Raw genomic sequence first — 13,085 nt, 5'->3', positions numbered from 1 at the left:
TAGAGCTGAATGAAGAGATGAGCTCGGTAATGAAAAAGTTCGATGAAACGGGAGCATGGAACCTGCCAGTGGTAAACAACAGGAAATACGTGGGGTTCGTTTCAAAATCAAGCATATTTACCAAATACCGCGACAGCATAATTAAAAGCGCCGTGGAAAGATAGCACTCCCCCTTACTGCACATTTAAATGAGTACATTATGCCGTGAGCTTGAAATAGAAATCAGGGGCAGACCGGCCATAATCAGCGCACTATAGAAGAAGGTTAAGAGATATACATATTCCCGCATTATTAACATCCGGTTAATTCCCGTTAAGGGAAGCACATATAAAATCCAAATTATCGCTCACTTATTATTAGACCCGCAATGTATTTATTTGGCATCCGGAGCCTTCACTTAAAAATCTTCCGAAGCTCATGGCAGAACTCTTGTTTTTGGCCTTCAATTTAATTATGAATTAATAACGGATACCTGAAATTTGATCATTGTAACGGGAGGCAGAAATGCACGAGACGAGGGACAGCATAAAAGATATTTGGGGAGAAAGGACTCCTTATTACGGTTCCTGGCCGGAGAGGGTTGACGAGCGGACGCTGGAAGAGCCGGAAAGGTGGGTTCAGTCGGCCTGCGTATTGTGCTCAAACGACTGCGGCATGGATATAGGCGTAAAGGATGGGAAAATTGTAGGCGTCAGGGGCCGCGCAGTGGACAGGGTTAACCACGGGCGCCTAGGGCCCAAAGGCCTGCACGCCTGGGAGGCTAATAACAGTCCGGACCGCCTGAAGTATCCGATGATAAAAAGAAACGGGAAGCTTGAACAGGCCTCGTGGGATGAGGCGATGGAGCTTATAGTCAGGCGTTCACGTGAAATAATTGAAAAGCATACGTCAAATGCAATCGGGTTTTACACCACGGGACAGCTCTTTATTGAGGAATACTACACTTTAGGGGTTATCGGAAAAGCCGGCTTAGGCACACCGCATATGGACGGCAACACTAGGCTCTGCACGGCAACGGCCGCGGCATCTTTAATGGAATCCTTCGGGAGCGACGGGCAGCCGGGATCCTATTCGGACCTGGATACGACAGAACTTGTTATGCTTGCCGGGCATAACATGTCGAACACGCAGACCGTATTATGGACCAGAATACTGGACCGCCTCTCTGGTCCCAGGCCGCCCGTAATTATTGTAATTGATCCAAGGAAGACGTGGACGGCAGCCAAAGCCGATGTGCACCTGGCGCCAAAGGCGGGGACAAATGTAGCCGTTCTGAACGGACTGCAGAATCTTTTAATTGAAATGGGCAAAATCGACCCTGAATTCATCACTCAGCACACGACGGGTTTTGAGGTACTAAAGGAGACCGTCAAAAGCTACACGCCTGAGAACGTGGAAAAGCTGACGGGGATACCTGAAGGTGACCTTAGGCGTGCAGCACAGCTGATCGGTGAGGCAAAGTCGATGGTCTCCACATGCCTTCAGGGGGTCTATCAGTCCAATCAGGCTACAGCTGCCGCATGCCAGGTTAATAACATTCATCTTTTAAGGGGTATGCTGGGGCGCCAGGGGTGCGGAGTGCTGCAGATGAACGGGCAGCCCACGGCGCAGAATACAAGGGAAACAGGATGTGACGGCGCCCTGCCCGCATTCCGTAACTGGGATAATCCCAGTCACATAGAGGAACTTGCCAGGATCTGGAATGTGAATCCTGTAATTATACCCCATTGGTCGGCCCCGACTCACGCCATGCAGCTTTTCCGTTACTGTGAGGAAGGATCGATTAAAATGCTCTGGATCAGCGCAACCAATCCCGCAGTCTCAATGCCTGACCTGGCAAGGATAAGAGAAATTCTTGACAAGCGAGATCTTTTCCTTGTTGTACAGGATGCATTCTTAACTGAAACATCCCACAGGGCTGATGTCCTTCTGCCTGCGGCAATATGGGGCGAGAAAACAGGAACATTTACAAATGTGGACCGTACGGTACACATTTCATACAAAGCTGTTGAGCCTCCGGGTGAGGCCAGAAGCGACCTGGACATATTTCTTGATTACGCAAGGAGGATGGAATTTAAGGATAAAGACGGGCAGCCGCTTATTAAATGGAAAGATCCCGAAGGAGCCTTTGAGGCCTGGAAAGTGTGTACGAAGGGCAGAATGTGCGACTATAGCGGAATGACTTACGAAAAGCTCTCAAAAGGTTCCGGCATACAGTGGCCGTGCAACGAGCAGTTCCCGGACGGGGCCGAACGCATTTATACCGATTTTCATTTTAATACAGGTTTCGAGGACTGTGAAACATTCGGACACGACCTGGATACCGGAGCCGTTACGAGCCCACAGGAGTATAAGGCGATAGATCCTGAGGGCAAGGCATGGCTCAGGGCAGCGGACTTTCATTCGCCTCATGAGACTCCGGATGAGGAATATCCTTTCTGGCTTACCACAGGAAGGGTAGTTTATCATTTTCACACGCGCACAAAAACCGGGCGCAGCAAGGAATTATACGATGCCGCACCGGATGCCTTCCTGCAGATTTCGGAGACCGATGCCCCGAGGCTTGGCATTAAGGAGGGCGACTGGGTTGAAGTTACCTCCAGGCGCGGCATGGTGCAGATGCAGGCAGCTGTCGGGAACATTGAGCCCGGGCATTTGTTTATACCGTTTCATTACGGGTACTGGGACGGGGATTTCCGCCCGAGGGCGGCAAATGAGCTGACGATAACAGAGTGGGACCCCGTAAGCAAGCAGCCCCACTTCAAGTATGCCGCGGTCAAAATAAGTAAAATAAGCCCGCAGCAGCTCTCGGAAGACCCGGACAAGAAAAAACAGAAAGGAGTCTTCCAGTCGATCAGTTCTCTAATAGACACCATTTCAGGCGCCATACTGATTGGCGGCAGGCGTTAAGTGAAATCCATATGTTCTTACTTTTTAATTTTTAATTGCCCCGGAGGGGACTAATGTTTATAGCAAACTATATCGGACTTCTGCACGGCAGTGAGACGCACTTAAAAGACTCACTGCTTAAAGTATCAGACCATCATAAAAGCGAGCCTGACATTGAGTACATATGCAAGATGCTTGCAGGCTGGTCGGATATGCACATACAGCATCTTGAGCACTTCATAAAGCGTTATGAGGAGGCCAAGGAGTCGGAGCCGGACAAGCTTCAGAAGACGCTTTTTCATGGAATAAGGAAAGGCGCTCTCGGGCTCTTAAGGGACCTGCACGACCTGTATTTACTTGCGACCGAAGTTGAAGTAAGTTATATGGTTATTACGCAGGCCAGCCAGGCGCTGCGCGATGATGAGCTTGAGAAGTTCTGCAAGGATGCGATTAAGGAAACAGAGCGTCAGATAAACTGGCTTAAGACCCGGCTGAAGCAGTCTGCCCCGCAGGTGCTGGTGGCTGCGGAATGAGAGTTTTGCCTGGGTTGGACATTGGACCTTCCCTCCTGCCTTGTTTACCACCCGGGAATTAATAGCTTATTAATGTAAACCTCTTTTAAATAGCAGTACAGGAGGAAGGATGAAAAAATTTTACAGTATTTCATTTTTAATCTGCTTTTCATTTTCCCTTTTTGCACAGACCGAGTACAAAATTCCGCCTAAAACTACAGACAGCGCAATTGACAACTGGCTTGAGGATAATTACGCTTACATAAATAAAAATATGCCTCAGATGGGAAAGTTAGTCCTGTTTCTGCCCGGCTCGGGGCTGAACCCGTCGGCATATCTCCTCATACTTAAGGAAGCAGCAAACAAGGGGTACAATGTAATAGGGTTAAAATACCCCAATACATTTTCCCTTGCCGAGCTTTGCTCAAAAAGCAGTGATTCGGCCTGTTACGAGAAAGTGCGCCTTGAGGTTCTTGGCGGGAAAGACCGCACGCAGCTTGTTAACGTGAGCCGTGCAAATTCAATTGAAAACCGCCTGAGCAAACTTTTGATTTATCTTAAGGCAAATTATCCGGACGGGTTGTGGAATCTTTATCTAAAGCCCGATGGGACTCCGGAATGGTCCTTAATTATCGCTATGGGGCACTCGCTTGGAGGCGGAATGGCAGCCATTATTGCACAGAAATATTACACATTAAGGGTTGCAATGCTGGCAAGTCCAACAGACTACAGCGATTACTTTAACAGGCCTGCTTTCTACTTCGATAAGCCGCACGTTACACCCTCAAGCCACTATTTTGGATTCGGGCACAATAAAGATGGGATTCAAAGGTATGCGGAGATATGGAAGCTCCTGGGCATGGATCAGTTCGGTCCGCTTGTAAATGTTGATACAACGCAGGCGCCATACCTGATGAGTCATATGCTCACAACAGGCGTTACTCCCCCGCAGCCGGATTATCACGGCAGTGTGGCCATGGATGCTGTAACGCCCAAAAATAGTGACGGCAGCCCCCTCTTTGCACCTGTTTGGGAATACGTGGCATTTCCGTTCCAGATAATAGACCGGGCGGAGAAAACTTCAGGCTCCCCTGAAGGGTACTCACTCGGGCAGAACTATCCCAATCCCTTTAATCCCCAGACCACAATTACCTTCAGGCTGCCCGTGGAGGTGCACGTAAGGCTATCGGTTGTAAACGTGCTTGGAAATGAGATAGCAGTTTTGCTAGATGAGGAAAAGCCCGCCGGAGAGCACACGGTAAAATTTAATGCCATGGAGCATAACCTTACGGCAGGCATTTACTTCTTCAAGATGAATGCAGGAAACTTCTACAGCATCAGGAAGATGGTATTGCTAAAGTAATCCTATGTGCGGAACAGCTATATTGTTCCGCACATAGAGAATTGAAACAATTTACCTGAGCAGGAGCATTTTTCTCACCATGACCTCAGAGCCCGCTTTGAGTCTGGAGATGTATATTCCGCTTGGAAGTTCCGAGGCATTAAAAGGAACGGAATAGGTGCCGGCATCCTTAACTTCATTAAGGAGGGTTTTAATTTCCCTGCCCAAAACATCAAAGACTTTCAGTTCAACACTTCCCTTTTCATGGAGACTGAAGCTGATCTGTGTAACAGGGTTGAAGGGATTAGGATAGTTCTGGAAGAGTTCATATTTGAGTTTTTGAGAGGTCTCCTGTTCTTCCGTCTTATTCTGAGAGTTCTTTTCAGACAATTTCAATATAAACCCGCGGTCCCCAAGAACAAGAAGGTCGCCCTGGTTATTATACTGCATTTTTTTAACTCTCATCGACATTGGCATCTCAAGTCCGCTCTGGTGCCAGGAGTCTCCTTTATCGGAAGTATCATAAAAATGATAATTACTGGTTCTTAATAATCCATGTGCTGAATCTTCGAAAGTCACTGCATCAATATATGCATTTGGGGCTGAATCAAAGACTTGCCGCATTGAATTCCAGTTGTCATTCGTCATAAACATTTTATAATCCGACAAGCAGAATCCGGTGTTTCCGGAAGTCATGGCTATATCAGTCAGGATTTCCTTAGTTTGCGTAATCTTCCAGTTTGTGCCACCGCTTTGGCCCGCAAAAATAAACCCATTTTCCACTGATAAATTCCGGTAACTTCCGCATCCTATAATTTCTTCAGAACCAGCGAATTTAAGTGATTTGAACGTATAATCTGCGGGCATTGGTGAACTGATCCACTTCGCCCCACCATCGGCGGAATAGTAAAGAGGAGGCGCATAGGTATCAAAGAGATAAAAAAGCTTATCGCCTTCAAAGGAGCCGCAATAAAAATATGAGTTTGGCCGGAAGGGACCGGGATAACTGTTTCTAATCCATTTTCTGTTGCCGTAAGCTGATTTATAAACATTTTCAGAGGTGAAAATGTATGATATTCCCGATGAAATACTAACTCCAATCATATATTCCGACTGGCTGGAAAATTCGAGTATATTCTTAGACCACGTCCTGCCTCCATCCTGGCTAAAGAGATACTCATTATAATTCCTGGAAACAGCTAAAGCTTTTTGCGGGCCAGAGCTGTTGTTGTCTAGTGCAAAATCAAAAACATTAAGAGCTGTTTCAGAAGTGACCCTCGAATATGTAAGTCCTAAGTCTAAAGATCTGTACAATTCCCAGAATGTTGCCAGGAATATAACTTTCTGCCGGGGGTTATAAATTGAACTGGAAAAGAACGCATTGGAAACCTCAGGCTTTATGATTGTACCACCGGTAAAGGAGCCTCCGAAATCTGTGCTCCTGTACTGTAAAGTCATATTTTCAACATCTTTCCCCGTTCCATGAATAATCCAGATGCTGTCACTAACAGAAATTATACTTTTGAGGTCTCCTCTGATAGAGCTGTCAATTACGACCCATGTTGTCCCGAAATCTTCAGTCCTGAGAATTACAGACCGGGGAATCCAGGGGGTCTGACTTTGTGTTTCTTTTATAGAAGCAGTCAGAATGCCGAGTCCTGAGCTGTTTATTTTCAAATCCGTCAGCGTAACCTGATTTAATGAGTTTGAAGCAAGGCCGGCATTTTGAGGTATCCATGTTTTTCCGCCATCCCGGCTATAATAAATATTATCTGCTTTAGAGAGGTCGTATGGAGAGGGAATCACCCATACCTTAAGTGAATCAAGTGCATATATGCAGCTTAAGTATCTATCGGATGACCAGGCTGAAGAAGTCTGCTCAAACCAGCTTTGGCCGCCGTTTGTAGTCTTAAGTATGGATTTAGAGCCTATTTCCCAGCCCGTCCTGGAATCTGCAAATGTCACTCTGTGTGACCCGGTATTTACCGTGGGGACCCAGGTTTTCCCTCCGTCAGTAGTTCTAAACTCACCTGATGAAGAAAGAAGAAATCCGTTCAGGCTGTCAGCAAAAGCGATGGACTGTTCCAGCCCGACATTTTCTTTGGGAGTCGAATAAACAGAAAGGTTCCCGGCAGTTTTGCCGCTGTCGCGCGTGACACTAACAGTATTCATGTTGGAAAGGAAATACGTGTAATTGCCGGTTACAGACATTGAATAGATTACATTCCCGTGGGGATATGGTGAAATCCAATTCCAACCGCTCTGAGGATGGACTGCTCCGGTAAAAAGGAGGATAAAAATCTGTAAAGCTGCGAAAAAAGATGTTCTTTTCATTTAATACTCCTCATTACAATATCTCTTTTCAATAAAGCGTCCTTTATCAGGGATGTCTTTATAACAGTGGGATAATAACCTTCCTTTTCAAGCTGCAGATAGACTTCATTTCCCAGAATGTATTCTGAGTGAGAATTCTCATCCGGCTTTACGGTTAAGGTATCCCCTGCCATAATATCATAATAATCCAGAAAGTAATTTCCTTCAGCATCACTTACTGCGTAAGGATTGCCAGTTGCGCTTATTAGAAATAGCTCTTTTGAATCGGAGAGGGTTGCACCGGTCTTACTTTTGAAATCAACAGAATACCTGTAAAACCCATTTTTCAGTTTTAAGCTGTCTCCGAAATTTCTAATGCCAATCTGATAAAGGCCCGCGGATAACTTTTCCGTAAGGCTGAAAAAGGTATCCGGTTTGGTTCTATCCATAATCCTGAAGGTAACATCCCCTTCCGAGGGAATGGAAAACCTGAAAAAAGTCTCAAATAAAACAGGATTTGGGAAATTCTGGTATAACATAAACTGGTAATCTTTAGCATCGTTAAGCTTACTTAAGCCTGCATGCATATCAGCCTCCGCGGGGAGAAAGTTTTTATAAAACGTACAGCGGATCTTAACATCGCTTATGGCCGCACCGGATGAATCTACAATTTTCCCTTTTAATCCGTATTGTACAGGAGGAGCAACCGGAGTTTCACTTTTGCATGAATAAAAGATAAATGTAAATATAAGGACTGGAATGAGTGAGGAAAGAATTCCGGTTCTACTGTTCGCCATTTACTAACTCCAGATATTAAAGATAGAAAAAGTTTATTAAACAGCCAGAGAGCTAAGCCACATAGCAAAATATGGAATCCAACTTTTAGTATCAAAACAAAAATGAATAATTAAATTCTGTTTCGTATTTCATTTGCCGGCTTCATAATGTTAAAGGGAACAATTTTATGCCCCATGGCGTTAATTTTTAGTAAGCCATTTTTAAGGAAAGAATTTCTACCAAGATAATGATAAGATTCATTTTCATATTATGTTTTCTGATGTTAACCGGAATTACTTCCTCCAAAGGAGCTCAGGATGGTAGTTGATGTTATTCCGCGGCCTCCAAGGGGCTGAGCTCCCTATTTTTCAGTAATAACAATTGCCAGTTCTGCCTTTTAGAATAAGTGCAGCAAGATTTTATTCATTGGAAGTAAATGGAGTATTTAATGGAATGGATTCTTTTTCTCGTTTTTGTTTTGGTTATGCTGTTTTTGGATCTTGGGGTCTTTCATAAAACCTCGCACGTGGTAAAAGTTAAGGAGGCTCTGATATGGAGTGCCGTCTGGATTGCACTTGCCCTCCTGTTTAACATAGGGATTTATTTTTGGAAAGGTGAGCAGAAAGCGCTGGAGTTTTTTACCGGCTATTTAATAGAAAAGTCGCTCAGCGTGGATAACATATTTATCTTTGTACTTGTGTTCTCTTTTTTCAAAGTACCGCCATTATATCAGCACAAGGTTCTTTTCTGGGGAATATTCGGAGCCCTCATAATGAGGGTCATTTTCATCTTTGCCGGGGTTGCCTTAATTGAGCAGTTTCACTGGATCATCTACGTCTTTGGGGTGTTCCTGATTTATACTGGGATCAGGATGATTTCAGAAAAAGACAAGGAAGTTCATCCGGAGAAAAATCCCGTCCTGAAGCTGGCCCGGAAATACATACGCGTACTGCCCTCCTACGAAGAGGACAAATTCTTTGTAAGAAAGAACAACATCAGGTATGCCACCCCCTTATTCATAGTGCTTCTTTTTATTGAAACCACAGACCTGATCTTTGCCGTGGATTCAATTCCGGCTATTCTTGCAATTTCTTCCGACCCGTTTATAGTTTTTACTTCAAACGTATTTGCAATACTTGGCCTCAGGTCGCTTTATTTTGCACTGGCGGGTATAATAGAGAAGTTTGTTTACCTTTCTTACGGCCTTGCTCTTATACTGATGTTTGTGGGCTTAAAGATGCTGCTAAGCGACATAATCCATATACCTATAGGAATATCTCTTGGCGTAATTGCGCTGATTCTTACGGCGTCCATTGTGCTTTCGCTTAAAGCAAAGAAAGGACCCAAAATACTTAAAGAGGTTAAAGAGATGAGCAGGAAGATTGTGGATAAAAAATCTTAACAGGCAGACCATCAAGCGCCAACGCCTGCTATGTACATATGAATCCAGGCAGTTCACTTTTAAGCAGACTCAATATTGATCAGACATTAAGCGGTAATAAAAGGAAATTCAAAGGTTCTAGTAACAATCAGAACAGATTTTCCCGGAACTCATTTACACGTTCGGAAGCTTCTTTTAATTTTCTTAATCAGCCATGAGTTTCAAATCTGGCATATAGAACTTTTATCCTGTCAGGAGCGTCTAAAAATATAAAAAGGGGTGCTGTAATGGAAGAAACAATTCTCTTTGAGGACAAGAAGTGGGCTACACTGGCTCATCTTAGCGTGTTTTCGGGGTTCATTATACCATTCGGGAATCTTATCCTTCCTATTGTAATCTGGACATCAAAACGTGAATTCCATTTTACAGTCGACCAGTGCAAGGAAGTGCTTAATTTTCAGATTTCAGTGCTGATTTATTTTTTGGTGCTTCTGGTGTCTTTTGTTCTGTCTATAATCTCCTCGGAGCATGGCGAGCCGCATCTTGCATCGATTATTATTATCGGGCTTCTTGTTATTGCTCTAGGCATCTACTACCTCGTTGCAACAATAATCGGCGCTCTACAGGCTAATAACGGCGTCAGGTACCGCTATGCGATAAGCATCAGGTTCATAAAGTAACAACCTACTGCTTGTAAAGCATTTTTACGAGTACAGGGTACTGGTCAATAAGTTCAGTCATTTTTGCAATATTCAGCTTGTCGGCATTAACGTAAAGCTCTTCGCCATAATCCAGGAGCGCTTTTACTTTATGCCCCTTTGCCAGTTCCTGAACGCCTTTTGCAAAGTCAATGACGTCATTAATAAAAAGACCGGCTTTAACATTTTTCCACCTCTCAAGGTATTCACCCATAAGGGCGGTCATTAAGGCTAAGGAGTTGTTAGAAGAATTCTCTGCCAGGCCGGTTTTATCAAGGCCAAGGTGGAATAAGATCCTACCTATCAGGTCGTCGGTATTAAACGGTTTTACTACGTAATCGTTACCCCCGGCTTTCATGGCTTTCATTATGTTTTCAGACTCTGTTTTTGCCGTAAGAAATACAACCGGAATGTTCTTTGTTTTTACATCTTCCTTTAGTTTTTTGCATACTGTAAGCCCGTCCATATCAGGCATAGACATATCGAGCAGAATTAAATTGGGCATCTTTAAAGCGGCTATACTGAGGGCCTGCTTGCCGCTGGTGGCAAAGGCGATCTGAAATCCGCAATCCCTCAGTGTATTTCCCAGAACCTGCAGGTTCTGAGGCAGGTCATCAACAATAAGAATCTTTTTTCTTTTAATTTGTGACAGTTGTGTTTCTGAAATGTCCATAATTCTTTCTTATCTTTTAATAATTCCCATTATTCCGGGCAATAAGTAATACCCCGGAAACAACTTCGTAAATATATGATTTTTTAGACAAGTTTTTCTACAAGTTTAGGAAAATCCTCAAGGAGTTCGTTTATTTTTTCCACCCTGAAAGTATCCGCCGATTGAAAGAGATCATCCCCGTAGCTGATAAGGATATCAGAGGAGTTTTCCTCTCCAAGCTTTTTTACTTCTGAGGCAAAGGCTGTAATTTCATCAATCATCATTCCGTCTTTAACCGACTGCCACCGGCTCATCAGGTCATTGGAAAGGTACCTTCCGGCATTTTCGCTGACCTTCATGGGTTCAGCCAATGTCTCAGTGACCTCTTCATAGGAAACCAGTGTAGAATACTCTTCTCCCCCGGGAACAGTTTCCACATCAGGCAGGTTAAACCTGAATGTGCTTCCCGAGCCCATTTTACTTTCAACGGAAATGCGGCCGTTCATCATTTCAACGAGCCTTTTGGTTATTGTAAGTCCCAGGCCAGTTCCACCGTACTTTTTATTACTCTGCCCCTCGCGCTGCCGGAAGACCTCGAAGATGAGTTCGTACTGATCCTCCGGAATGCCAATGCCTGTGTCACAAACTTCAAAATAGAGGTCCGCTTTACCGCCGTCCTCACTTTTGGCTTCGGACCTGACGTTGAGGGTGACCATTCCGGAATCTGTAAACTTCACTGCATTTCCTATCAGGTTGAAGAGGATCTGGCGAAGGCGGGCCTCATCGAGCAGTAATGTTCCCGGAACCCCGGGCTCAATTTTCATATTAAAGCTTACCCCCTTCCGCCTCAGCGTCGAGGTAAATATCCGCGATATTTCATTAAGAAGCAGGTGAAGGCTTACGGGTTCATGCCTTATTTCAATTCTGTCAGCCTCAATTTTCGACAAATCGAGTATATCGTTAATGAGCATAAGAAGGTTCTTGCTGCTTACAATTATACCTGAAATATATTCCTGCAGTTTCCTGTCATTTACCTGCTGTTTAAGGAGCTCTGAAAACCCCATTATGACATTCATCGGGGTTCTGATTTCATGACTCATGTTTGCAAGGAACAGGCTTTTTGCCCTGTCGGCGCTTTCTGCTGCCTCCTTAGCCCTTAAGAGTTTCTTTTCCTGCTCGAAAGAGTTTATGATCTGTGAGGCAAGCGTTCCAAACTCATTCTGCTTATTCTTTAAGTTCCTGAGTATAAATGGATTGGAGAGCCTCAGGCTTCCGACAATAAGTTTAAGCGGAATTCCGATGAAATATATCAGAAAGAAAGTTGTTGCGCCCAGAATTATCAAGCCGAACACAATATTGAGCGTAAACTGTGTATTTGAAGCATCCAGGAGTTTACGCAGAACTTCGGATTCCGAGCTGTATTTTAGTGCTGAAACCGGTTTATTGTCGTAGCCCATCAGTTTTGTTGTCGTGACAACGGTGAACCGGTTTTCTGCCTGGCGGTTCAGTTCCAGGGATTCATCCCCGGGTTTAATGAATATAACATTCCCTGCCATCAGCTGCGAGAGATCCTTCATATAATCAGGCGACCACTGCCTTGCAGCAACAAGGAAACCCCCGGGCTGAGATTCCCTTTTCACATCAGAGCCCGACTGAAGAGGAGCAGTTCTAATTTCCAGGACGCCGGCTGAAGTATTGATATAAAAGTGATTAAACCACTTTTTACTGAAAATTTCGTTAAGGACTTCACGGCTAAGCGGAAACTTATTCAGCTTTTTATCAGGCAGCAGGTTAGCCGAGTATGACAGGTCCAGATTGGAATTGAAAAGCCAGACGCACTGGACGTTGAACGTAGGCATAACGTTGTCAATATTGATAACAGCCCATGGGCGGTCCACTTTATTCACAAACCTCAGCATATCGTCCCAGTAGGAATAGTCGTAGACGTAGGATTCAAGTCCTTTACCCTGCAGGCCGATAACTTTCCCGAGCAGGACGTACTGTTCACGCCTTGTCTGTTCAATAAGTGAAGATACCTTGCTGAGTTCAGAAGTCTGGTAGAGTATCATTCCGGCAAGGAATACGACATAGATTAAAGCAATAAAAAATATGATACGGTAACGAACCTGCTTCATTAAAAAGACTCTCCCCGGGGAAAAAGTAAACTGATAGAATATTATCGGAAGTTTTTTTGAATTATAGAGCATAAAACTTCATTCGGGCTCTTCCGGATATTACTTCCCGGCATGGGATGAGGCCCAAGCCGGGAATTTCAGAAATTTATGATAGTCTTATTTTTTAATATTTTACTTGCCGTACTGCTTTACAATTAAAGCAGAAGCCTCTCCGCCGCCGATGCAGAGCGAAGCAAGTCCGTAGGTGGAATTACGTTTTTTCATTTCATAAAGAAGTGTTGTCAGTATGCGGGCGCCGCTCGCGCCTATAGGGTGGCCGAGTGCAACGGCTCCGCCGTTTACGTTTACCTTTTCAGCGTCAAGCCCGAGCAGTTTTGCTACTGCAA

Annotated in this window: 11 protein-coding genes; 6 read left to right on the top strand and 5 right to left on the bottom strand. The window is 44.5% G+C overall.

What is annotated here, in order from left to right; genetic code table 11:
- The first annotated feature begins 29 nt into the window (after nt 1-29).
- The 4 genes from HF312_20580 (at nt 30) to HF312_20565 (ending at nt 4,764) form a co-directional block, all read left to right on the top strand.
- Nucleotides 30-164 (top strand): CBS domain-containing protein, encoded by a 135-nt coding sequence (locus tag HF312_20580; protein ID MCU7522622.1) that lies wholly within the window; start codon nt 30-32, stop codon nt 162-164.
- Between the two features lie 340 nt (nt 165-504).
- A complete protein-coding gene (locus tag HF312_20575) occupies nt 505-2,910 on the top strand; it encodes a nitrate reductase (protein MCU7522621.1) in 2,406 nt (801 codons plus the stop codon).
- A 53-nt stretch (nt 2,911-2,963) separates the two neighbouring features.
- The gene (locus tag HF312_20570) at nt 2,964-3,422 is read left to right on the top strand and encodes a molybdopterin oxidoreductase (GenBank protein MCU7522620.1); all 459 of its coding nucleotides are present in this window, start codon (nt 2,964-2,966) and stop codon (nt 3,420-3,422) included.
- A gap of 109 nt (nt 3,423-3,531) precedes the next feature.
- The gene (locus HF312_20565) at nt 3,532-4,764 is read left to right on the top strand and encodes a T9SS type A sorting domain-containing protein (GenBank protein MCU7522619.1); all 1,233 of its coding nucleotides are present in this window, start codon (nt 3,532-3,534) and stop codon (nt 4,762-4,764) included.
- A 51-nt stretch (nt 4,765-4,815) separates the two neighbouring features.
- Here HF312_20565 and HF312_20560 read toward each other — a convergent pair whose 3' ends face one another.
- Both HF312_20560 and HF312_20555 read right to left on the bottom strand, forming a co-directional pair.
- Entirely contained in the window at nt 4,816-5,610 is a 795-nt protein-coding gene (locus HF312_20560; GenBank protein ID MCU7522618.1) for a T9SS type A sorting domain-containing protein, read from the bottom strand.
- A 1,463-nt stretch (nt 5,611-7,073) separates the two neighbouring features.
- A complete protein-coding gene (locus HF312_20555; protein MCU7522617.1) occupies nt 7,074-7,853 on the bottom strand; it encodes a hypothetical protein in 780 nt (259 codons plus the stop codon).
- A 416-nt stretch (nt 7,854-8,269) separates the two neighbouring features.
- Between HF312_20555 and HF312_20550 the strand changes: the two genes are divergently transcribed.
- Both HF312_20550 and HF312_20545 read left to right on the top strand, forming a co-directional pair.
- On the top strand, nt 8,270-9,235 hold the full coding sequence (locus HF312_20550) for a TerC family protein (protein MCU7522616.1): 966 nt from the start codon (nt 8,270-8,272) through the stop codon (nt 9,233-9,235).
- A gap of 266 nt (nt 9,236-9,501) precedes the next feature.
- Nucleotides 9,502-9,894 (top strand): DUF4870 domain-containing protein, encoded by a 393-nt coding sequence (locus HF312_20545; GenBank protein ID MCU7522615.1) that lies wholly within the window; start codon nt 9,502-9,504, stop codon nt 9,892-9,894.
- 4 nt (nt 9,895-9,898) lie between these two features.
- Here HF312_20545 and HF312_20540 read toward each other — a convergent pair whose 3' ends face one another.
- The 3 genes from HF312_20540 to HF312_20530 all read right to left on the bottom strand — a co-directional run.
- Nucleotides 9,899-10,585 (bottom strand): response regulator, encoded by a 687-nt coding sequence (locus HF312_20540; GenBank protein ID MCU7522614.1) that lies wholly within the window; start codon nt 10,583-10,585, stop codon nt 9,899-9,901.
- 83 nt (nt 10,586-10,668) lie between these two features.
- Nucleotides 10,669-12,699 (bottom strand): hypothetical protein, encoded by a 2,031-nt coding sequence (locus tag HF312_20535; protein MCU7522613.1) that lies wholly within the window; start codon nt 12,697-12,699, stop codon nt 10,669-10,671.
- 171 nt (nt 12,700-12,870) lie between these two features.
- Nucleotides 12,871-13,085 (bottom strand): acetyl-CoA C-acetyltransferase (locus HF312_20530; protein ID MCU7522612.1); only part of this gene is annotated, 215 nt, incomplete at its 5' end.

This window comes from Ignavibacteria bacterium, from assembly GCA_025612375.1.
Taxonomy (GTDB): Bacteria; Bacteroidota; Ignavibacteria; order Ignavibacteriales; family SURF-24; genus JAAXKN01.
This window is presented reverse-complemented; position numbering and strand designations above follow the sequence as displayed.

What these genes read in the sequence shown, in the direction of transcription:
- HF312_20580 (MCU7522622.1), top strand. Translation starts at nt 30, where the DNA reads ATGAAAAAGTTCGATGAAACGGGAGCATGGAACCTGCCAGTGGTAAAC.
- HF312_20575 (MCU7522621.1), top strand. Translation starts at nt 505, where the DNA reads ATGCACGAGACGAGGGACAGCATAAAAGATATTTGGGGAGAAAGGACT.
- HF312_20570 (MCU7522620.1), top strand. Translation starts at nt 2,964, where the DNA reads ATGTTTATAGCAAACTATATCGGACTTCTGCACGGCAGTGAGACGCAC.
- HF312_20565 (MCU7522619.1), top strand. Translation starts at nt 3,532, where the DNA reads ATGAAAAAATTTTACAGTATTTCATTTTTAATCTGCTTTTCATTTTCC.
- HF312_20560 (MCU7522618.1), bottom strand. Translation starts at nt 5,610, where the DNA reads ATGCCCGCAGATTATACGTTCAAATCACTTAAATTCGCTGGTTCTGAA.
- HF312_20555 (MCU7522617.1), bottom strand. Translation starts at nt 7,853, where the DNA reads ATGGCGAACAGTAGAACCGGAATTCTTTCCTCACTCATTCCAGTCCTT.
- HF312_20550 (MCU7522616.1), top strand. Translation starts at nt 8,270, where the DNA reads ATGGAGTATTTAATGGAATGGATTCTTTTTCTCGTTTTTGTTTTGGTT.
- HF312_20545 (MCU7522615.1), top strand. Translation starts at nt 9,502, where the DNA reads ATGGAAGAAACAATTCTCTTTGAGGACAAGAAGTGGGCTACACTGGCT.
- HF312_20540 (MCU7522614.1), bottom strand. Translation starts at nt 10,585, where the DNA reads ATGGACATTTCAGAAACACAACTGTCACAAATTAAAAGAAAAAAGATT.
- HF312_20535 (MCU7522613.1), bottom strand. Translation starts at nt 12,699, where the DNA reads ATGAAGCAGGTTCGTTACCGTATCATATTTTTTATTGCTTTAATCTAT.